The organism is Pseudomonas fluorescens, from assembly GCF_018614775.1.
GTDB classification, from domain to species: domain Bacteria; phylum Pseudomonadota; class Gammaproteobacteria; order Pseudomonadales; family Pseudomonadaceae; genus Aquipseudomonas; species Aquipseudomonas fluorescens_BY.
The window spans coordinates 1-21,579 of the sequence record NZ_JAGGOF010000105.1 but is presented as its reverse complement, the minus strand read 5'-3'; the positions used below and the strand labels follow the sequence as shown (position 1 = coordinate 21,579).

Annotated in this window: 16 protein-coding genes, 1 tRNA gene and 1 pseudogene; 12 read left to right on the top strand and 6 right to left on the bottom strand. The window is 60.0% G+C overall.

Features of this window, described 5'->3' with window-relative positions:
- Position 1 precedes the first annotated feature (1 nt).
- The 3 genes and pseudogenes from J7E36_RS23305 to J7E36_RS23295 all read left to right on the top strand — a co-directional run bounded on the left by J7E36_RS23305 (position 2) and on the right by J7E36_RS23295 (position 5,193).
- A pseudogene (locus tag J7E36_RS23305) lies at positions 2 to 750 on the top strand (DUF4194 domain-containing protein).
- A complete protein-coding gene (locus J7E36_RS23300; protein ID WP_215008376.1) occupies positions 747 to 4,052 on the top strand; it encodes an ATP-binding protein in 3,306 nt (1,101 codons plus the stop codon). The pseudogene J7E36_RS23305 and the gene J7E36_RS23300 overlap by 4 nt, the downstream one beginning before the upstream one ends.
- Positions 4,003 to 5,193: a Wadjet anti-phage system protein JetD domain-containing protein gene (locus J7E36_RS23295; protein WP_231286533.1), complete on the top strand. Its 1,191-nt coding sequence runs from the start codon at positions 4,003 to 4,005 to the stop codon at positions 5,191 to 5,193. The genes J7E36_RS23300 and J7E36_RS23295 overlap by 50 nt, the downstream gene beginning before the upstream one ends.
- 170 nt (positions 5,194 to 5,363) lie before the next feature.
- Here J7E36_RS23295 and J7E36_RS23290 read toward each other — a convergent pair.
- Positions 5,364 to 5,440: transfer RNA gene (locus J7E36_RS23290), tRNA-Arg, on the bottom strand.
- A gap of 349 nt (positions 5,441 to 5,789) precedes the next feature.
- On the opposite strand from J7E36_RS23290, the gene gabD reads away from it, so the two are divergent.
- The 3 genes from gabD to J7E36_RS23275 all read left to right on the top strand — a co-directional run bounded on the left by gabD (position 5,790) and on the right by J7E36_RS23275 (position 10,035).
- A complete protein-coding gene (gabD, locus tag J7E36_RS23285) occupies positions 5,790 to 7,232 on the top strand; it encodes an NADP-dependent succinate-semialdehyde dehydrogenase (RefSeq protein ID WP_215008374.1) in 1,443 nt (480 codons plus the stop codon).
- A gap of 175 nt (positions 7,233 to 7,407) precedes the next feature.
- A complete protein-coding gene (gene gabT, locus J7E36_RS23280; protein WP_215008372.1) occupies positions 7,408 to 8,685 on the top strand; it encodes a 4-aminobutyrate--2-oxoglutarate transaminase in 1,278 nt (425 codons plus the stop codon).
- Between the two features lie 132 nt (positions 8,686 to 8,817).
- Complete coding sequence (locus J7E36_RS23275) at positions 8,818 to 10,035, top strand: HDOD domain-containing protein (protein WP_215008370.1); 1,218 nt, start codon at positions 8,818 to 8,820, stop codon at positions 10,033 to 10,035.
- A 127-nt stretch (positions 10,036 to 10,162) separates the two neighbouring features.
- On the opposite strand, the gene J7E36_RS23270 is transcribed toward J7E36_RS23275, so the two are convergent.
- Together J7E36_RS23270 and desA are read right to left on the bottom strand one after the other, a co-directional pair.
- The gene (locus J7E36_RS23270; protein WP_215008368.1) at positions 10,163 to 11,152 is read right to left on the bottom strand and encodes a GGDEF domain-containing protein; all 990 of its coding nucleotides are present in this window, start codon (positions 11,150 to 11,152) and stop codon (positions 10,163 to 10,165) included.
- A 308-nt stretch (positions 11,153 to 11,460) separates the two neighbouring features.
- On the bottom strand, positions 11,461 to 12,645 hold the full coding sequence (gene desA / locus J7E36_RS23265; protein WP_215008366.1) for a delta-9 fatty acid desaturase DesA: 1,185 nt from the start codon (positions 12,643 to 12,645) through the stop codon (positions 11,461 to 11,463).
- Between the two features lie 145 nt (positions 12,646 to 12,790).
- Here desA and dibA point away from each other — a divergent pair, with 145 nt between their 5' ends.
- Positions 12,791 to 14,698, top strand: coding sequence for a phosphodiesterase DibA (gene dibA, locus J7E36_RS23260; RefSeq protein WP_215008364.1), 1,908 nt, complete (start codon positions 12,791 to 12,793; stop codon positions 14,696 to 14,698).
- Positions 14,699 to 14,706: 8 nt separating this feature from the next.
- Here dibA and J7E36_RS23255 read toward each other — a convergent pair whose 3' ends face one another.
- Genes J7E36_RS23255 through J7E36_RS23245 form a run of 3 tightly spaced genes read right to left on the bottom strand, consistent with a single transcriptional unit; the run spans position 14,707 to position 17,032 of the window.
- Positions 14,707 to 15,096 (bottom strand): hypothetical protein, encoded by a 390-nt coding sequence (locus tag J7E36_RS23255; protein ID WP_215008362.1) that lies wholly within the window; start codon positions 15,094 to 15,096, stop codon positions 14,707 to 14,709.
- Entirely contained in the window at positions 15,093 to 16,499 is a 1,407-nt protein-coding gene (locus J7E36_RS23250; protein WP_251030740.1) for a PAAR domain-containing protein, read from the bottom strand. The genes J7E36_RS23255 and J7E36_RS23250 overlap by 4 nt, the downstream gene beginning before the upstream one ends.
- A 2-nt stretch (positions 16,500 to 16,501) precedes the next feature.
- The gene (locus tag J7E36_RS23245; protein ID WP_215008358.1) at positions 16,502 to 17,032 is read right to left on the bottom strand and encodes a hypothetical protein; all 531 of its coding nucleotides are present in this window, start codon (positions 17,030 to 17,032) and stop codon (positions 16,502 to 16,504) included.
- Positions 17,033 to 17,428: 396 nt separating this feature from the next.
- Here J7E36_RS23245 and oscA point away from each other — a divergent pair, with 396 nt between their 5' ends.
- From oscA to J7E36_RS23220, 5 genes are all read left to right on the top strand, one after another.
- The gene (oscA, locus tag J7E36_RS23240; RefSeq protein WP_003186967.1) at positions 17,429 to 17,611 is read left to right on the top strand and encodes a sulfur starvation response protein OscA; all 183 of its coding nucleotides are present in this window, start codon (positions 17,429 to 17,431) and stop codon (positions 17,609 to 17,611) included.
- 104 nt (positions 17,612 to 17,715) lie between these two features.
- Positions 17,716 to 18,729: a sulfate ABC transporter substrate-binding protein gene (locus J7E36_RS23235; RefSeq protein ID WP_215008356.1), complete on the top strand. Its 1,014-nt coding sequence runs from the start codon at positions 17,716 to 17,718 to the stop codon at positions 18,727 to 18,729.
- A 135-nt stretch (positions 18,730 to 18,864) separates the two neighbouring features.
- Entirely contained in the window at positions 18,865 to 19,683 is an 819-nt protein-coding gene (cysT, locus tag J7E36_RS23230; protein WP_215008354.1) for a sulfate ABC transporter permease subunit CysT, read from the top strand.
- Positions 19,684 to 19,695: 12 nt separating this feature from the next.
- Positions 19,696 to 20,565, top strand: coding sequence for a sulfate ABC transporter permease subunit CysW (gene cysW / locus J7E36_RS23225; RefSeq protein WP_215008352.1), 870 nt, complete (start codon positions 19,696 to 19,698; stop codon positions 20,563 to 20,565).
- A gap of 3 nt (positions 20,566 to 20,568) precedes the next feature.
- Entirely contained in the window at positions 20,569 to 21,558 is a 990-nt protein-coding gene (locus tag J7E36_RS23220) for a sulfate/molybdate ABC transporter ATP-binding protein (protein WP_215008350.1), read from the top strand.
- The last annotated feature ends 21 nt before the right edge of the window (positions 21,559 to 21,579 follow it).

Here is a 21,579-nt window from a genome sequence, read left to right as displayed (position 1 = left end):
CATGGCAGGGATCTTCGATCGAATTGCAGGCGCCTCTGGCGCCGACGAAACGGAGCTGACTGTGGAGCCCATAGCGTTGGAAGACGGCATGGATGATGAACAGTCTCCCATGAGCGCCGCTGTACAGGTCGAGAGCGCCGGACGCCGCAACGGGTACGTGAGGCCGTACAGGAAATGCTCAAGTACGGGCTGCTGGAAGAAAGTCAAAAGCCCAACCTGTATCGCTCAGCGCTTTCCAATCTCGAGGCGGTCGACAGAACCTTGGAGCCGCTCGACCTTGCCATGGGGGTCGACGAGGTTCGGGGGCTGGTGTTTGTTACCGTTCGCCAGGGCGAGGTCTCCGAGCAAGATGACTGGTCGCACCCCCTCGTGCGTCGGCAAAGACTGAATCTGGAGCAATCCCTGCTGATAGCCATTTTGCGACAACATTTCATTGTGTACGAACAGGAAAGCGGTACGGGCGCCAGTCAGGCACTGGTAGCGGTTGATGAGCTGATTCCTCAATTGCAGGTTTACCTGGGCGAACTGGGCAGTGAGGCGAAGGAGCGAAATCGCATCATCACACTGCTGGATCAGCTCAAGGGGCATGGTTTGGTGTCGGCTCTGGACGCACATGATCGCGTCATCATCCGCCCTATCATCACCCACTTGGCCAATCCGGAAAACCTGCAGGCACTGGTGGCATGGCTGCGAGAGCAGGCGGAGTGCGCGGCTACGTCGGCTGCCGATGGTGAGGAGGACGTGGCGTGAAGCAAGAACTCCTCTGGCGTAACAGCGAGACATTCATTCTCAGCAGCATCGAGCTCTATAACTGGGGCGGCTTTCAGGGCTATCACCATGCCGAGATCGATCCTTCCGGTACCGCCGTGATCGGTCCGACGGGGAGCGGTAAAACGACGCTGGTGGACGCGTTGATGACCTTGCTGTGCACCAGTCCGCGCTACAACTTGGCATCCACGGGGGGACATGAAAGCGACCGGGATCTGGTGTCCTATGTGCGGGGAGTCACCGGCCCTGGGGACGGCGGTTTAGAGCAATCTCATATCGCTCGTCAGGGTAAGACGGTAACCGCCATTGCAGCCACGCTCGAGCGTGACGGTACCCAGGTTCGACTGGGGGCCGTGCTCTGGTTCGAGGGCACAAGCTCCTCGGCATCGGATCTGAAAAAACTTTGGCTGTTAAGCGAGTCCCCCGAGCAGACTCTCGAGCATTGGCTCAGCCAGCATCACTCAGGCGGCATGCGGGCTCTGCGTCATATGGAGAAGGACGGGACGGGCATCTGGCCTTATCCGAGCAAGAAAGCTTTCTTGGCCAGGCTCCGGGATTACTTCGAGGTCGGTGAAAACGCCTTCACCTTGCTCAATCGCGCTGCCGGTCTGAAGCAGCTCAACAGCATTGACGAGATCTTTCGAGAACTGGTGCTGGATGACCGCTCCGCCTTCGAGCGGGCTACCGAGGTCGCCAGCAGCTTCGATGATCTAACGGACATTCACCGAGAGCTGGAAACCGCTAGAAAGCAGCAGTGCTCATTGCAACCGGTCGCCGATGGCTGGGAGCGTTATAGGGCCTTGCAAGAACAGCTGCAGGATAAACAGGCTCTCGAAGGCATTCTTCCGGTCTGGTTCGCCGAACAGGGGTATCGCCTATGGTTCGCTGAAACCAACAGGCTTGAGAAGGCGCACAAACAGGCCGAACTGGATCAGGAGCAATGCAGGAGTCAGCTTGAGATCCAGAAGGGCGTGGTCGATCAACATCGTCAGAGCTATCTGCGAGTAGGTGGCGCAGGGATAGATCAATTACGCGGGCGCATCGCTGATTGGGTCAGGGAGTGTGATAAGCGGCGTCTAAAAGCCGAGCAATACCAACGCTTGGCCAAGGGGCTTGAGCTAGCGGATGAGTTATCGGCCGCTGCTCTCAAGGAGAATCAGCAGCAAATCGCGGCACGCAAGGAAATACTGACCCAGCACATTACTGACGCGCGTCAAAAGGCGTTCGATGCAGGTCTCATCCAGCAGGAGCTCAATGGCCGCCTGCAGAGCCTACAGCAGCAGCATGCTGAGGTTGAGAGACGGCCAGGTTCAAATCTGCCTGGGCATTTTCATGCTTTTCGAGGTGATCTGGCGCAGGAGCTTGGCGTCGATGAGTCGGCCCTGCCTTTCGTTGCCGAGCTGGTGCAGGTCAAGCCCGAGGAACTCGCCTGGCGTGGTGCCATCGAGCGGGCAATCGGTAGCCACCGGCTTCGTATCCTAGTGCCGCATGGCTCATCCCTGACCGCACTGCGTTGGGTGAACCAACGGCATAACCGCTTGCATGTGCGCTTGTTGGAGGTAAAGGAGCCGTCGTCGCGTCCTGTGTTCTTCGACGATGGGTTTACCCGCAAGCTTAGCTTTAAGGAGCATCCGTACCGAGAAGCGGCAAAGGCTTTACTGGCGGACAATGACCGCCACTGCGTCGAAAGCACGGAGCAATTGCGTCACACCCCTCACGCCATGACGGCCCAAGGGCTGATGTCGGGTAAAGAACGCTTCTTCGACAAGCAGGACCAGAAGCGCCTGAATGAAGACTGGCTGACCGGCTTCGATAACCGCGACCGTCTGGCCTTCTTGGCTGAGCAGATTCGAGAGGTCAATGAACAGCTCGCGCCTGCCAAGCTGGCCTTGGATGTTGCTCAGGGCGATGTCCGTCAGTTGGAGAGTCAAGCTACGCTACTGCAACGCGTCGAAGAGCTGCAGTTCGAGGATATTGATCTGCCGGGTGCTGAGAGTCAGCTAGAGTCGCTGCGTTCTCAGTTGGACACCCTAACCCGCCCCGATTCTGACCTTGCCATGATCAAGGCCGAACTAGATGAAGCCGAGACCCTGCGGGAGTCTCTGGACCTAAAGCTGCAACGACTGTTCGAGCAGTGCGTTCTGTTGAAAAATCAGTTCGAGCAGGCCGCATCCGCTACCCGTAAGGCTCATCGCGGCGCCGAAAAGGGGCTGAACGATACACAGCGTGACCTGGCGCAAGCGCATTTCCCGACCCTGACGGCGGATTACCTCGGCGATATTGACGAGTTGGAGCGCAAGCATATGCGTGAGCTTCAAGGGCAACTCAAAACTCTCGGCGAGAAACTGGGCGACCAGAAATCAGAGCTTGCCAAACTGATGTCTGACGCCCTGAAGGTGGACACTGGGGCGCTTGCAGAGGTCGGGCGAGAGCTGAGGGACGTACCCCGTTATCTGGAGCGTCTACGTGTGCTGACCGAGGAAGCCCTGCCCGAGAAACTCAAGCGCTTCCTGGAATACCTCAATCGTTCCTCTGATGACGGCGTCACCCAACTGCTCAGCTATATCGACCATGAAGTCTCGATGATTGAGGAGCGCCTGGATGACCTGAACAGTACGATGCAGCGTGTCGACTTTCAGCCCGGACGCTATCTGCGCTTGGTTGCGAAAAAGGTCATCCATGAAAGCCTCCGCACCTTGCAACACGCTCAGCGCCAACTGAACTCGGCGCGTTTCATCGATGATGAAGGCGAGAGCCATTACAAGGCATTACTGGAGCTCGTTGGGCTGCTCAAAGACGCCTGCGAGCACAGCAGGAATCAGGGAGCCAAGGCACTTCTGGATCCGCGCTTCCGCCTGGAGTTCGCGGTATCAGTGATCGATCGAGAAAGCACGAATGTCATCGAGACCCGAACAGGTTCTCAGGGTGGTAGTGGTGGCGAGAAGGAGATCATCGCCTCCTATGTGCTGACCGCTTCCCTGAGCTATGCGCTCTGTCCCGACGGCAGCAGCCGGCCATTGTTCGGCACCATCGTGCTTGACGAGGCGTTCTCGCGCAGCTCCCATGCGGTTGCCGGTCGGATCATCGCGGCGCTGAAGGAGTTTGGTCTACACGCTGTCTTCATTACGCCCAACAAGGAAATGCGCCTGTTACGCCATCACACTCGCTCGGCAGTCGTCGTTCATCGGCGTGGCATGGAATCCAGTCTGGTTTCCCTGAGCTGGGAAGCGTTGGATGAGCATCATCAACAGCGTATCAAGGCCATGCATGAAGTCGCCCACTGAGATCGGCCGCAACTTGGCCAGACAATGGCAGCGCTCCAGCGTGCGATTGGATCGCTTGCTCAATCCCGGAAGCTGGCCGCAAAGCCTCAACATCGGCAAGCCTTCGGCACGACTCTTCACTGACAACATCCAGGCGGTGCTCCGGCATGTGGAGAACTGGCGGAGCGTGAAAGTGGGTAAGGTCGACTGGGTCTCGGTCAGTTACCGAGCAGGGCTGGCCCCAATCTCCTTGCCGATGCGTTGGCACTTACACAGTCCCTCCGAATGGATTGACGCGACTGACGATCCAGCGGTCAGTCAGGAATACGCTCAACTCGAGTATCTGGTCGAGCAGGTTGATAGTGCCTTTCATGCGCTGCTAGTGGCACAACGGAGCTTGTGGCTGACGAAGCCGTCTGAAGAGGTTGTCGCCACGGCTGAACTCGCCACCCGGTTGTCGCCAGGCTGTGCACGAGGCCGTCCCCTGCGCTTGATTGCAGAGCTCGGCGTGGATACCAAGTTTTTTGAGCGCAACGCTAGCTTGCTGACCAAGCTCCTCGATGAGCGCTTCGAAGGCGCGGTGTCCGAGCAAGGCCTGACAACTTTTCTAGACGCCTTTGAAGAAACCAGTCATTGGGTTCTCGTCGTTCCTCTTCAGCCTGAGCTGCTGCCCTTCAAGCGGCTCAGGCTCACGACTTCGGAATTGGCCGAAACCCCACTTCCCGGTTCGCGATTGCTGGTGGTAGAAAACGAGCAATGCATCCACTTGCTGCCAAAAACGGTGCCGGACACCCTGGCTGTGCTGGGGGCAGGACTTGATTTACAGTGGTTGGCGTCTGCTTACCTGGCCGAAAAGCAGATTGCATACTGGGGCGATATGGATACCTGGGGCTTACTAATGCTGGCACGAGCAAGACTCCATCAACCAGCAGTCCAAGCAGTACTGATGGAGCAGGAGTTGTTTGAACGGCACTCCCCAGGGAATGCAGTTGTCGAACCTGCCAAAGCCCTGGAGTCGGCTCCACTTGGTTTGCTGGCTGACGAAGCGGACTTTTATCGGTTTCTGTTGATGCAAGAGCGAGGGCGCCTCGAGCAGGAGTATCTGCCAAAGGCACTCGTGGAGCGAGCTATCAGCCAGTGGGCTCGAAGGTCCCCTTTGTAGAACTGTTAGCGGAGCGATTGCCTGTCACCGGTCACGATGATAAGGGGGCTGTGAGATTAGAGGGAATGCAGACACCGGGATTTATTTGTTTTCATGACTACACGGAGCTTGAAAACGATCACCCACAAAAAAGCCCCAGGTCCTTCGACGTGGGGCTTTTCGATTGCATATGGTGCACCAGGCGGGATTCGAACCCACGACCCCTGCCTTCGGAGGGCAGTACTCTATCCAGCTGAGCTACTGGTGCAACGCGGGCGCCATGATACTCATAAGCATGGCAGGCGTCCATGCTGCTGATTTGCCGTTGTTTTGCGGAGCCTTGGCGGGCATCGGCTACGCTGATCAGAAAAAGCGGGCAAATAGCGCTTTTTCGTTCTTTTTTTCGAACAGCCTATTGTCCTTCACCCCCATCGGCCCTAGGATTCGTTTGAGATTTCAAACGCTCTTGTCTGGGTGCTGAACCGCACGTCTGTGCTTATGTGCGTTATTTCTGTGCTTCAGCCCGGTGGATGATTTCCCTGACGGCAGCCCATAAGGCGCCTTTCTACAACTCTAATTCGCTCCGCGTGCGCGCGGTGCTGTTAAGGAAAGCCGACATGCAGCTTAAAGACACCCAGTTGTTCCGCCAGCAAGCCTTTATCGATGGCGTTTGGGTCGATGCGGACAATGGTCAGACGATCAAGGTCACCAACCCGGCAACGGGCGAAGTGCTGGGCACCGTGCCGAAGATGGGCGCTGCCGAAACCCGCCGCGCGATTGAAGCCGCCGACAAGGCGCTGCCGGCCTGGCGTGCGCTGACAGCCAAGGAGCGCGCCAACAAGCTGCGCCGCTGGTATGAATTGTTGATCGAAAACCAGGACGACCTCGGTCGCCTGATGACCCTGGAACAGGGCAAGCCACTGGCCGAAGCCAAGGGCGAGATTGTCTATGCCGCTTCCTTCATCGAATGGTTTGCCGAAGAAGCCAAGCGCATCTACGGTGACGTGATTCCTGGCCATCAGCCCGACAAGCGCCTGATCGTGATCAAGCAGCCGATCGGCGTGACCGCTGCCATTACCCCGTGGAACTTCCCGGCCGCGATGATCACCCGCAAGGCCGGCCCGGCCCTGGCCGCCGGTTGCACCATGGTCATCAAGCCTGCCTCGCAAACCCCGTTCTCGGCCCTGGCCCTGGTGGAACTGGCACACCGTGCCGGCATCCCGCAAGGCGTGCTGAGCGTGGTCACCGGCAGCGCCGGCGACATCGGCGGCGAGCTGACCAGCAACCCGATCGTACGCAAGCTGTCCTTCACCGGTTCGACCGAGATCGGTCGCCAGTTGATGGCCGAATGCGCCAAGGACATCAAGAAGGTCTCCCTGGAGCTGGGCGGTAACGCGCCGTTCATCGTATTCGACGACGCGGACCTGGATAAGGCCGTCGAAGGCGCGATCATCTCCAAATACCGCAACAACGGCCAGACCTGCGTCTGCGCCAACCGCCTGTACATCCAGGATTCGGTGTACGACGCGTTTGCGGAAAAACTCAAGGCCGCGGTCGCCAAGCTCAAGATCGGCAACGGTCTGGAAGACGGCACCACCACCGGTCCCCTGATCGACGAGAAGGCGGTCGCCAAGGTCCAGGAACACATCGCCGATGCCGTGAGCAAAGGCGCGACCGTACTGGCCGGTGGCAAGGCAATGGAAGGTAACTTCTTCGAGCCGACCATCCTGACCAACGTACCGAAAAACGCCGCCGTGGCGAAGGAAGAAACCTTTGGCCCGTTGGCGCCGCTGTTCCGCTTCAAAGACGAAGCCGAAGTGATCGCGATGTCCAACGACACCGAGTTCGGCCTGGCCTCGTACTTCTATGCCCGCGACCTGGGTCGTGTGTTCCGTGTGGCCGAGGCCCTGGAATACGGCATGGTCGGCGTCAACACCGGTTTGATCTCCAACGAAGTCGCGCCGTTCGGCGGCATCAAGGCTTCGGGCCTGGGCCGTGAAGGCTCCAAGTACGGCATTGAGGACTACCTGGAAATCAAATACCTCTGCCTGGGTATCTGATCCTGCTGCAAGCGCAAGGGGCACGAGAGCGCTGTCCCTTTGCGCGGTTTCACAATGCACTTTTCCTTGCGGCCGGGAACGCCGTGGCAGTCGATCATCGCATGCTGCCGCCGTTGACTCCCCGCCGTGTAATCCTTGAACCACGCCGACCGATGAGCGGCGAATGAGGACTGTAATGAGCAAGACTAACGCTGATCTGATGGCCCGCCGCACCGCTGCTGTTCCACGTGGCGTCGGCCAGATTCACCCGATCTTCGCCGAGTCGGCGAAGAACGCCACGGTGACCGACGTTGAAGGTCGTGAATTCATCGACTTCGCCGGCGGCATCGCCGTGCTGAACACCGGCCACGTGCACCCGAAAATCATCGCCGCCGTGACGGAACAGCTGAACAAGCTGACCCACACGTGCTTCCAGGTCCTGGCCTACGAGCCATACGTGGAACTGTGCGAAAAAATCAACGCCAAGGTTCCAGGCGATTTCGCCAAGAAAACCTTGTTGGTGACCACCGGTTCCGAAGCAGTGGAAAACGCCGTGAAAATCGCCCGGGCCGCCACTGGCCGCGCTGGTGTGATCGCCTTCACTGGCGCTTACCATGGCCGCACCATGATGACCCTGGGCCTGACCGGCAAAGTCGTGCCGTACTCGGCCGGCATGGGCCTGATGCCAGGCGGTATCTTCCGCGCACTGTACCCGAACGAACTGCACGGCGTGAGCATCGACGACTCCATCGCCAGCATCGAGCGTGTCTTCAAGAACGACGCCGAGCCGCGTGATATCGCTGCAATCATCATCGAGCCGGTGCAGGGCGAGGGTGGTTTCTACGTGGCGCCCAAGGAATTCATGAAGCGCCTGCGCGCGCTGTGCGACCAGCACGGTATTCTGCTGATCGCTGACGAAGTGCAGACGGGCGCTGGCCGTACCGGCACCTTCTTCGCCATGGAGCAGATGGGCGTCGCTGCCGACCTGACCACCTTCGCCAAATCCATCGCTGGCGGCTTCCCGCTGGCCGGTGTCTGCGGCAAGGCCGAGTACATGGACGCCATCGCTCCGGGTGGCCTGGGCGGCACCTACGCCGGTAGTCCGATCGCCTGTGCGGCGGCGTTGGCGGTGATGGAAGTGTTTGAAGAGGAACACCTGCTGGACCGCTGCAAGGCCGTCGGCGAGCGACTGGTCACTGGCCTCAAGGCGATCCAGAAGAAGTACCCGGTCATTGGTGAAGTCCGTGCGCTGGGCGCAATGATCGCTGTGGAGCTGTTCGAGAACGGCGACTCCCACAAGCCGAACGCGGCAGCAGTGGCCCAGGTTGTGGCCAAGGCGCGCGACAAAGGCCTGATCCTGCTGTCCTGCGGTACCTATGGCAACGTTCTGCGGGTGCTGGTGCCGCTGACCTCGCCGGACGAGCAACTGGACAAAGGCCTGGCAATCATCGAAGAGTGCTTCTCTGAGCTCTGATTGTGTGCTGATTCACAGAAAACCCGCTTCGGCGGGTTTTTTCATACTCCGCGGACCTGTCCCGCAGGTTTTGAGCTGTCTGCAACGGCGGTCTTTGTCTAAGGTGCAAGCATGGCAAGGGAGCGATGCGCAATGACTGTTGTGGATTTACCCGCTGTACCACGTGTACTGATCGCCGAGGCCGATCCGGCGTCTCGTGAGTTACTGGAGCAGGTGTTGTCGGGTGTGCGCTGCGACGCCCAAATAGATACCTGTAGCGAAGGCCGGCAGGCGCTGGATCTGCTGGCGCACCATCCCTACGACCTGGTGATCGCTGACTGGGAGCTTCCGGGCGTCGATGGCCTGAGCATCCTGCGCGGCCTTCGCCAGCAGCAACGCACACCGGCCTTGCCGTTCATCCTGATGAGTCGGCGTAACGACAGCGCCAGCGTCCGAGAGGTGCTGCCGCTGGCGCCAACGGCCTATTTGACCAAGCCTTTGAACCGGGAAAACCTGACGCAGCGTTTACAGGCGTTGTTGTTGAGTGGCAGTGAAGAAGCCGGCCACGATGCGCCGGTCCCAGGGCCAGGGCTGACCCTGGCGGCCTTTCTCGAGCGTCGCCGTGATCTATCCCAAGGCGCGCCGTTGATGAGCGATGTGCAAGTGGCGGTCAGACGCAGCCTCAACCCCGGCGGCCTGGACCTGAAGCTGCTGGAAGAGGAGATTCGCACCGACCCGCAAATCACCGCCGTGCTGATTGCAGCGGCCAACAGCGCTGCCCAGCATCAGGGCGGTGGCCCTGTGCAAACCTTGGCCCAGGCCCTGCACCAGCTCGGCACCGGCCAGAGCATGAACCTGATCCTCGGTCTGACCCTCAAGCGCTGCGCCCGGCTCAGCGTTCCAAGCCTGGCGGATTACGCTGAGCGTTACTGGGAATTGTCGCTGCACACGGCCGAATACGCCCGGACCATGGCGCGGTTGCTCGATCTGGAGCAGGAGCGCTGTTATTGCGCCGGGCTCTTGCATCGCTTGGGTGACCTGGCATTGCTGCGCTGCCTGGAAGAATGGACGCAGGCCGGTGGCGAGCTGGACGAACCCGAGGAGGTGGGGGAGACCCTTGACCGGTTCGGCGCCAGTTTCGGCTCGGCGCTGCGAACCCGCTGGCGCCTGCCGCTGGAACTGCGCGAGTTGATTGCGGCGGTCTATGGGCTCGGTGGCGGGGTGTATTCCCGGGAAGCATTGGTGATGAACATGGCGGCACAGATGGCCCACTTGCCCGCGCACGAAGGGCTTGAAGAACTGGCTCGGGGCCGCACGGCACGCTTGCTGAAGATCGGCTTGTCGGAGTTGATGCGGTTGCGCAGGAAGTAGGCTCACCACTTTCCCCTGTGGGAGCGGGCTTGCTCGCGAAAGCGGTGTATCCGTCACAGAATTGTTGGATGTGCGACCGTCTTCGCGGGCAAGCCCGCTCCCACAAAGGGCCGGCGAGGCCAGCCTTTCAGGCCGCGATAATGCGATTCTTGCCCTGGTGCTTGGCTTCGTACATGGCGGCATCGGCGCGGGCGAACAGGTTGTCCAGGCTCTGGTCTTCGGCAGCGATGCTGGTCAGGCCCTGGCTGACGGTAATGCCGAAGTTCTGCTCGCCGCAGCGGAACGCCAGGCGCTGGATTTCCCGTTGCAACCGCTCGGCCACCTGCAATGCCATGTCCGGGGCGCAACCGGGGAACACGGCGGCGAACTCTTCGCCACCGATCCGCCCGAACAGATCGCCACGGCGGAGCACGGAGCGGCCGCTCTCGGCAATCTTCTGCAACACGATATCGCCCTCCTGGTGGCCGTAGGTGTCGTTGATCACCTTGAAATCATCAATGTCCAGCAACAGGAACGCCATGGGTATTCCCTGCAGGCGAGCCTGCTCGAACTCGCGGTGGGCGCATTCGAAAAAGTGTCGGCGATTGCTGCTCTGAGTCAGTACATCGGTGGTCGCCAGGCGTTGCAGCTCGCTTTCCAACAACTTTTTTTCAGTGATGTCTTCGGCGATGCCGACCACGATCACAGGCTGCCCTGGCTCGGCCTTTCGGTTGATGAAGCATTTGTCGCTCAACCAACGGATCTGCCCATCGGCGGCGATGATGCGGTATTCGCGGTCTTCCACAGCGCCCTTGACCAACACCTCGGCCAGGCTCCGTTCGGCGTACTCCAGGTCGTCGGGATAGATCGCGTCGCGCCACTCGTTGAAGTCAGCCAGAACCAAGCCGGCAGGGCGGCCGAAGATACGCTCGTAGGCCGGGCTGACATACAACACTTGCCGTGTTTCCCAGTTGAATGCCCAAAGCACCGCGTTGACGCTGACCAGCAACGAACTGAACAACTGTTCACGCTCGCTCAGGCGCGCCACTTCACCCTGGGCGTGCATCAGCGCCATGAGGGTCTGGGCCGCATCGGGCCAGTGGGGTAGGGATGAATCCTGTAGGTTCTTGTCGACCATCGGCACATATCTCAAAGAACGTGCACTGTTGAAGGTTCGCACGCGCTTTCTCCAAAGCCCGCCTGGATGGCGAAGTGCTCTTTGAGATAGAGGATTCTGGGCGAAGTTCCTTTTCAGGCGACGAAGGGCGAGCCTGATTGAGCCCGTCATGAGCGGTTAGGTATTGAAACCCGTGGCGAGGGAGCTGGCTCCCGCTTGGGGGCGAAGCGCTCACAAGAAAAGGGCTGCTGCGCAGCCCAGCGGGAGCCAGCTCCCTCGTCACAAAAAACGCTTCTCCACGGTCAATCAGTTGCCATGGCGCTGCTTTATCAAGCCGTGGCAGGCCGCAGCGAATAGGTCTTGAGCTGGTCGGCAAAGTCTCGCAGGGACTGGATACCGCTGGCCTCTGCTTCGTGGACCCATTCCTTGATGGCGGCGAGCATGTCGTGGCCGTTGCTGCTGGTCTTGGCCCAGATCTGTTGCAAGGCGAGGCGCTTTTCGTAGATCACCTTCAACGCCTGGCTGTGTTCCAGCATGTTCTGGATGCGCAGGTGATGACGGTCGTCCAGCAGGCTGGGTTCCCGTGACAACAGGCGCTTGGCCCGGTGAAACTGGTGGCGCACAGAGTGATCGACCTTCTCCAGCTCTTGCTTGACCAGTGGCGCGATGACCAGGCGACGGTACTGCGCCATGATCTGGAAGCGGTTGTTGAGGATCGCCATGGCGGTGTCCATGTCCAGGTGTCCCTTGCCTTCGACCCGGTGGGCGATCGGCGCGACACGCTGGACCTTGGCCAGCCGCAGGAAGCTGAATACCTGGATCCAGGCCCAGCCCAGGTCGAACTCCCACTTGCGTACCGAGAGCTTGGCCGAATTGGGATAGGTATGGTGATTGTTGTGCAACTCTTCGCCACCGATCAGGATGCCCCAGGGCACCAGGTTGGTGGCGGCGTCGCGACATTCGAAGTTGCGGTAGCCCACGGCGTGGCCCAGGCCGTTGACCACACCCGCGGCCCAGACCGGGATCCACATCATCTGAATGGCCCAGATGGTGATGCCGATGGTGCCGAACAGCAGCAGGTCGATAACGCCCATGAGCGCCACGCCCAGCAGTGGAAAGCGACTGTAGAGATTGCGCTCGATCCAGTCATCCGGGCAGTTCTTGCCATAAATGCGCAGGGTCTCGGGGTTTTCCGCTTCGGCGCGGTACAGCTCGGCGCCTTTGCGCAGCACGGTGGACAAGCCCTTGATGACCGGGCTGTGGGGATCGTCGACGGTTTCGCATTTGGCGTGGTGCTTGCGGTGGATGGCGGTCCACTCGCGAGTATTCTGCGCAGTGGTCAGCCACAGCCAGAAACGGAAGAAGTGTTTGAGGCCGGCGTTCAGCTCCAGGGAGCGATGCGCCGAATAACGGTGCAGGTAGACCGTGACGCCAATGATCGTGACATGGGTCATCAGCAGGGTGATTGCCACCAGTGACCAGGCAGACAAGCCAAGAAAACCTTCGTACCACATAGGCTGTAGGGCCCTCGATAAAGATAGAAACTGCCGATGCATTATCACCGGCCCGACAGATAAAACCAGTCGGCCTTTCAGATAAGAGTGGCAGGATGTTTCTTCCTTTATAATTCTCGCTTCTTGTAAGGACATGGACGACCGAATGACTGCCCATCAACGCAGCGCCCTGCGCACAGCGCTGTTTTATCTCGTGCTCTCAGTCATCTGGTTGCAGCTGGTTGGTTGTTTATCGAGCAATTTCTTCGATAAATCCGCCGACAAGCAACGCTGGCTACTGATAAACGGTTACGCCTGGGTGCTGGTCAGCGCCGGGTTGATCTTCCTGGCGCGGATGCGGATAGCGGGATTTTTCGCTAAAGCCGAGCACAGTGTCGATCGCGAGCGCCTGCGCCAGGCCGCTGCGGTTTTCGATTGCACCCGCGAAGGGGTTCTGGTGACAGACCGCAACGGGCTGATCGTGCACGTGAATCGCGCCTTCATGACGATTACCGGGTACGAGCGGGATGAAGTGCTGGGCCAGCGCCCCAACCTGTTCAAGTCCGGGCGCCATGGGGTGGATTTCTATCGCGTCATGTTCGCCGCTTTGGCCGATTCAGGCGAATGGAGCGGCGAGATCTGGAATCGTCGCAAAAGCGGCGAAATCTATCCGCAATGGCAAACGATCCGGGTGATTCGTGACGACGGCGGTCAGGTCAGCCAATACGTCGCGGTGTTTTCAGACATCAGTGCGATCAAGGATTCCGAACACGAGCTGGCGCACCTGGCCCATCACGACCCGCTGACCGGCCTGCCCAATCGCCTGCTGTTTTCCGATCGCGCGGAGCAGGCCGTGGCGTCTGCGCAACTGCACAAGCGCGGCTGCGCCCTGCTGCTGGTGGATCTGGATCATTTCAAGAACATCAACGACAGCTTGGGCCACAACGTCGGCGATGAGTTGCTCAAGGGCGTCGCCGAGCGGTTCCGAGGGCTTTTTGCGCCGGGGCTCACCCTGGCCCGGCTGGGGGGCGATGAATTCGCGGTCCTGGTGGAAAACTGTTCCCAACCGGGTCAGGCGGCTGGATTGGCCCGCAGGATCCTTGATGCATTGAAAGCGCCGCTGCGGTTCGACGACCATGCGTTGTTCATCAACGCGAGCGTCGGCATCAGCCTGTTTCCCGGCGATGCCCTCAGCGCCGGGCAGTTGCTGCGCAATGCCGATTCGGCGTTGTTCAAGGCCAAGAGCGCCGGGCGCGATGGCTATGCCCTGTATACCGAAGAGCTTACCGCCCACGCCCAGCAACGGGTCGAGATTGCTTTCGAACTGCGCCGCGCGCTCGAACAACAGGAGTTGCGCGTCTATTACCAACCGGTGCATGACCTGGCGAGCGGCCGCCTGGTTGGCGTCGAGGCGCTGGTGCGTTGGGAGCACCCTTCCCGCGGACTGGTCTCGCCGGCCGAGTTCATCCCCGTCGCCGAGCGTACCGGGCTGATTGCCCGGATCGATGCCTGGGTCATGGACCAGGCCTGCCGACAGATGTGCCGTTGGCAGCAGGCCGGTGTGGCCCTGTCATTCGTTGCGGTGAACGTCTCCAGCCGGCTGTTCGCCCATCGCGAGCTGTACGAGCAAGTCGCTCGGGTGCTGCATGACACGGGCCTGGATCCGGCCTGCCTGGAGCTGGAAGTGACCGAAAGCGCGGTGATGGAAGACCCGGAAGTGGCACTGGAGCAGATGCATCGCCTGCGGGAGCTGGGCGTGCGGCTGGCGATCGATGATTTCGGCACCGGCTACTCGTCGCTGCTGCGGCTCAAACGCCTGCCGGTGCAGAAGCTCAAGATCGATCAGGGGTTTGTCGCTGGCTTGCCGTGGGATGAGGATGACGTGGCGATTGTCCGGGTCATCATCGCCCTGGCCCGCAGCATGGGCATGCAGGTGCACGCCGAGGGCATCGAGCAGCGTGAGCAGGCGGCGTTTTTGCTGGAGCAGGCTTGTGAGTTGGGGCAGGGGTATTGGTTTGGACGACCGGTGCCGGCGCAGCAACTGGATTGGGAGTGTGCGCCGGCGATTTTTTGATTGGGGGGTTATCTAGATTTGATCAATACGACTGCAATGATCATCCAGGTGAGGGCGATGATCATTACTGTCATATCGATCACCAAAAGTCGCTTCAGGTAGGGCGGGAAGTTTGCAATATCATCGGCATCGGCTTCACCGATGTGGATCGATGCTTTCGGCCACAACACCATACCGGCAATTTTGGAGGTCAAGGACAAAGCCCCAAACCACCCCCGCTTCCGCCATGCGGGGCCCCAGATATAGATGTAGCGGCTGTTTTTCAAGGCTTCCATCATTGCGTCCATATGCCGGTGGTTCAGGTACAGATTGAATATCAGACCTATGATGCCCAGTAGTAACCAGCCGCCAGAAACAATCAAGGCAATCCATAAGGGCCAAGTGTCGATGCTAGTCATGGCACTACGTGCTCATATATCTTATCGCCTATGTGTTCGCCCGCCTCACCACCAAAACTTGAGCCTTCCCACGCCGCCGCCCCTGTCAATGCCACAACGCAAACAACCCACCCAACGCCGCGTGTATTACGGCCAAGTCTCAAACAGATCGAGTTGCTTGCAGTTTTACCGATCCACCCAACTAGCCCCCCTCCGACCGTAGATCCCACAAACTTTCCAGTTTCAGTAAATCTAACTTTCTCGCAAGCCGCCTCAGAGCCCTCATTACATACAGCCTGAATCGCCAGCAACGAAGAAACGGCGCCAACTCCAATGCCGATATGTCCGCCCATTTGCATATATTTAGCGGCACGGCTGGTCGCCGCCACATGCGTCGCATAACCCGGTATCTGCCCCGGCGCACCCGCCCTGTTCCAGTGGTGCACCAAGCTTCTGCTGGAAATACCCAAGGCGGTTTTCAGCTTGGGGTGGTCGCCGAGGCTGGTCTGGCCGCGCAGGCGGGTGGAATTGAGCAGGTGCGCATCCAATTGGGCGAGTAGCAGCTTGCGCTCGGCGAAGAACTGCGGTGACTTGAGATGGCCGTGTTGGCGAAAGCTTTCCTGATGCAAGCGCTCCATTGCCTGGAGGGTGTCGCGCAGGCTGTTCAGATGTTTTTCCATCATCACCGCGCTGACGCCGAGCCAGGTTGACGTCTGGCCGGTGAAACTGGCGATCTCGGCCGCGTGGCGATGCATGAAGTCAGCCTGCTCCGGTGTCAGGTCCTCAAGGGCTGCGTTCACCGTTTCGGCAGCGGCCATCACCAGGGCTTCCTCCCGGCTGCATTGCAGATTCTTCGGATCGCTCAGCACGATCATCGAACCCGCCTTGACCACACCTTGATGAGGGTTCAGTGCCCGAAACTTACGCATCACCGCCGGGTCGGGCGATGGGAACAGCGTGGCTTCCAGGGCTTCGCGGGTCACGCTTGCGGGGACGACGTAGAAGCCCGGTTCCTGTGGTTCGACTCGATTGGATACCACTGGCGGCGGGTCGTTCGATGGGGCCAAGCTGGATTGGCGCGGCGTCGCGGGTGTGCGGGTGGCAGGCGGTGTAGTCGGTTGCGCGGCTCGGGTGGTTGGCGCAACGGGGGCTTCATTCCTGTAGGTGGCCGTGAACACCGAAGGGAGCAGTTGGGCGTTGCACGGGCATCCGCTGCGGCTGTCCAGCGTACCCGCCATGAGCCGGCCATGGCTGATCATGTGGGAAATTCCGCCGATGATTCGGTAAGTTTCCCCATCCTTTCCGCAGGAGACGCGATCGCCTTGGCAGGCGTGAAGGAGGCCGTACAGGTTGATCCTCGGATCGCCATCCAGGACTGTCCCGCCGCAGGTGGTCTTGTCGCCCAGGCCGATGTAGTAACCCATGTTCACCGGGCGGTCTCCTGGCGTTTGACCAAACGCAGATGGCGGCCCTCTACTGGCCCGATTGCAGGCAGGAAATCCACCGCCCTCGGCACGCCTTCACGCAGGATGATGATCAGGGTTCTCTGGGGTGTATCGATGATTTCATCGCCGCTACTAAGACGGCTGCCGACCAATGCAATATGGGTGTTGCCTTTTCCGGCCCCGGTAACGATCCGCGCCGTGCTGCCGTCGGCATACACGACGTGATCGCCTTTCTGCGCGGCGCGTCGCTGGCGCCCGTCCAATGTGAATACCAGCCGCGATGAAGCCTGCTGGATCGTCCCGCCGTTACGGGTCTGGCTGCCCTCGGTGGCCACTCGGTAGATGGCGATTGGCGGATGGGCTTTGGCGTAGGCCTGTTGTTGCTTGAGCAGTGCTGCGCCTTGTTCGTCGCGACCCTCCAGCCGGTCCTGCTCGAAGTAAATGTCGTCCAGGTGGCTGAGGTATTCAGTAGAGGCTTCGTTGGTGTATCGGGGCAGTGAGGGGGCGGTCATTTTCATGGTTCCTATTCAAGGGATGTCGTCGGCTGGGCCGCGTTGCCCTGTCCGGAGGAGCAATGAATAAGACGATGAGGCGCTGATGAGGGCAATCCCGGCGCGGGGGAGTTTTGCAGCGAATAGGAAAGTTCGTAGGTCCAGATGCGCCTTTTCCTACAATTTGGGGTATTTATTGCGCGGTTGGATCGTGCGGTGGTGTGCCAGGTGAGAAGTCAGCTGCTGACAGATTGCTTCGCGAGCAGGCTCGCTCCCACAGTTATGTGGTTTTTATTTGGTTTTGGTTATATAAAAATTCTTAAATAGTCTTTTTAAGAATATCTGCGTTTATCTAGTATTGCTCCCACGCCGCAAGCAGTGCCGCCACTGCCTGGCATTCATTCAAGGAGCAGCAGCATGAGCGCATCCCTACGTAGCGTTGACGGCCAGGACGAAGCAACCATCTTGCGTGAGATCCAGAGCGCATTGCGCGACCTGCGTTTTGGTGCGGTGGAAATCACCGTGCACAACGCGCAAGTGGTGCAGATCGAGCGCAAGGAAAAATTCCGCTTGCAGCAGCCGAGCCATAAGCCGTCCTGAAAAGTGGGGCTGTGGGAGCAAGCTGTGCTCCCACAGGGGGGATTTTCAGGGCTATTCGAACTGCCAGAAGTCATAAGAAACCAGAATTCCAGGAGCTTTTCACCATGTCGTCAATTCGCCGTTATGCCTTGGCCGCCCTGGCCAGCGCTGTTTTTGCAGGTTCTGCGGTTGCCAAGGATTACGAGTTGCTCAACGTGTCCTACGACCCGACCCGCGAGCTGTATCAGGACTACAACGCCGAATTCGCCAGCTTCTGGAAGCAGGCGCACCCGGACGACAGCGTGAAAATCCAGCAGTCCCACGGTGGTTCGGGCAAGCAGGGCCGGGCGGTGATCGATGGCCTGCGCGCCGACGTGGTCACCCTGGCCCTGGCCGGTGACATCGATGAAATCGCCAAATTGGGCAAGACCTTGCCGGTGGATTGGCAAAAGCGCCTGCCGGACGCCAGCACGCCCTACACGTCCACCATCGTGTTCCTGGTGCGCAAGGGCAATCCCAAGGGCATCAAGGACTGGGGCGACCTGATCAAGAATGATGTGTCGGTCATCACTCCGAACCCGAAGACTTCCGGCGGTGCGCGCTGGAACTTCCTCGCGGCCTGGGCCTACGGTTTGAAGGCCAATGGTGGCGATGAAGCCAAGGCCAAGGCGTATGTGCAAGCGTTGTTCAAGCACGTGCCAATCCTCGACACCGGCGCCCGTGGCTCGACCATTACCTTCGTCAACAACGGCCAAGGCGATGTGTTGCTGGCCTGGGAAAACGAAGCGTTCCTGGCGCTGAAGGAAGACGGCGGCGCCGACAAGTTCGACATCGTCGTGCCGTCGCTGTCGATCCTTGCTGAACCGCCGGTGGCGGTCGTGGACAAGAACGCCGAGAAAAAAGGCAACGCCGAGATCGCCGAAGCCTACCTCAAGCACCTGTACAGCCCGGCTGGTCAGGAAATCGCCGCGAAGAATTTCTATCGCCCGCGTGACAAGGACGTTGCCGCCAAGTACGCCCAGCAGTTTCCGAAGCTGGAGCTGGTGACCATCGACAAGGACTTCGGCGGATGGAAAACCGCCCAGCCGAAGTTCTTCAACGACGGTGGTGTGTTCGACCAGATCTATCAGGCGCAGTAAGCTCTCGCCAGTCAGTCAAGTCAAAAACCTGTGGGAGCGAGCCTGCTCGCGATAGCGGTCTGTCAGTCAACATTGATCTAGCAGATACATCGCTATCGCGAGCAAGCTCGCTCCCACAGTTAACCAAGGACTTTTATGTCGCGTCGCATCTCACCCGTCATACCCGGCTTCGGGCTGACGCTGGGCTACACTCTGGTGTACCTCAGTCTGATTGTGCTTATACCGCTGGCGGCGATGTTCGTGCATGCCGCCCAGCTCACCTGGGAACAGTTCTGGGCGATCATCTCGGCACTGCGGGTGCTGGCAGCCTTGAAACTCAGTTTCGGCACCGCGCTGTACGCCGCGCTCATCAACGGCGTGATCGGTACATTGCTGGCCTGGGTGCTGGTGCGCTACACCTTCCCCGGTCGCAAGATCATCGACGCGATGATCGATTTGCCCTTCGCCCTGCCCACCGCCGTGGCCGGCATCGCCTTGACGGCGTTGTACGCGCCGACCGGCCTGGTCGGCCAGTTTGCTACCGACCTCGGTTTCAAGATCGCTTACACCCCGCTGGGCATCACCCTGGCGCTGACCTTCGTGACGCTGCCGTTCGTGGTGCGCACGGTGCAGCCGGTGCTGGCCGATATCCCCCGTGAAGTCGAAGAGGCTGCCGCCTGCCTGGGTGCCAAGCCGTGGCAAGTGTTTCGCCACATCCTCGTACCGGCGTTATTGCCGGCCTGGTTGACCGGCTTCGCGCTGGCGTTTGCCCGGGGCGTGGGCGAGTACGGCTCGGTGATTTTCATCGCCGGCAACATGCCGATGAAAACCGAGATCCTGCCGCTGCTGATCATGGTCAAGCTCGACCAGTACGACTACACCGGTGCCACCTCCATCGGCGTGCTGATGCTGGTGGTTTCCTTCGTCCTGTTGCTGCTGATCAATCTGCTGCAGCGGCGCATCGAAACCCCATAAGGAGGCGCGAACATGTCCCAATCGTCTATTTCCGCAGCCTCCACCAACGCCGCCCGGCGTGGCAGTGCGGCATCGCGGCGCGTGCTGATCGGCTTTGGCTGGCTGGTTTTTGCGCTGTTCTTGTTGTTGCCATTGTTCATTGTGGTATCCCAGGGCCTGAAGCTCGGCCTGGGAGCATTCTTCACCGCGATCTTCGAACCCGACGCGCTGTCGGCGTTGAAGTTGACGGTGATCGCAGTGCTGATTTCGGTGCCGCTGAACCTGGTGTTCGGCGTCAGTGCCGCCTGGTGCGTGAGCAAGTATTCATTCCGTGGCAAGAGCATGCTGGTGACGCTGATCGACCTGCCGTTCTCGGTGTCGCCGGTGATCGCCGGTCTGGTCTATGTGTTGATGTTCGGCGCCCAGGGGTTGTTCGGACCGTGGCTGTCGGACCACGACATCCAGATCGTGTTCGCGCTGCCGGGCATCGTCCTGGCGACGATTTTCGTCACCGTGCCGTTCGTGGCCCGGGAACTGATCCCGCTGATGCAGGAGCAGGGCACCCAGGAAGAAGAGGCCGCGCGCCTGCTGGGCGCCAATGGCTGGCAGATGTTCTGGCATGTCACCGTGCCGAACATCAAGTGGGGGCTGATCTATGGCGTGGTGCTGTGTACCGCCCGGGCCATGGGCGAGTTCGGCGCGGTGTCGGTGGTATCAGGGCACATCCGCGGGGTGACCAACACCCTGCCGCTGCACGTCGAGATCCTCTACAACGAATACAACCACGTGGCCGCGTTCGCCGTGGCGAGCCTGTTGCTGATCCTGGCGCTCTTCATCCTGCTGCTCAAGCAGTGGAGCGAAAACCGAATCAACCGCCTGCGCGACAGCAGCTCGGAGGAATAAGTCATGTCGATCGAAGTGCGTAACGTCAGCAAGAATTTCAACGCGTTCAGGGCCCTGGACGACATCAGCCTGGACATCCAGAGCGGCGAGCTGGTGGCGCTGCTAGGCCCGTCGGGTTGTGGCAAGACCACCCTGCTGCGGATCATCGCCGGCCTCGAAACCCCGGACCAGGGCAACATCGTGTTCCACGGCGAGGACGTTTCCGGTCACGACGTACGTGATCGCAACGTCGGTTTCGTGTTCCAGCACTACGCCCTGTTCCGCCACATGACGGTGTTCGACAACGTCGCCTTCGGCCTGCGCATGAAGCCGAAAAACCAGCGTCCGACCGAAAGCCAGATCGCGGCCAAGGTCCATGAGTTGCTGAACATGGTGCAATTGGATTGGCTCGCTGACCGCTACCCCGAGCAGCTCTCCGGCGGCCAGCGCCAACGCATCGCCCTGGCCCGCGCCCTCGCGGTGGAGCCCAAGGTGTTGCTCTTGGACGAACCCTTCGGCGCCCTCGACGCCAAGGTTCGCAAGGAGCTGCGTCGCTGGCTGGCGCGGCTGCACGAGGACATCAACCTGACGTCGGTGTTCGTGACCCACGACCAGGAAGAGGCCATGGAAGTCGCCGACCGGATCGTGGTGATGAACAAGGGCGTGATCGAGCAGATCGGCTCGCCGGGCGACGTGTATGAGAACCCGGCCAGCGATTTCGTCTACCACTTCCTCGGTGATTCGAATCGCTTGCACCTGGGCGAGGATCGCCATGTGCTGTTCCGTCCTCATGAAGTCTCGCTGTCGCGCTCGGAACTGGAAGACCACCACGCCGCCGAGGTGCGGGACATCCGTCCATTGGGCGCCACCACCCGAGTCACCTTGAAGGTGGAAGGCCAGAGCGAGCTGATCGAAGCCGAAGTGGTGAAGGATCATGACAGCCTGGTGGGCCTGGCGAAGGGCGAGACGCTGTTCTTCAAGCCCAAGGTCTGGCAAAAAATCGCCAGCCTTTAGCAGCATCGCGAGCAGGCTCGC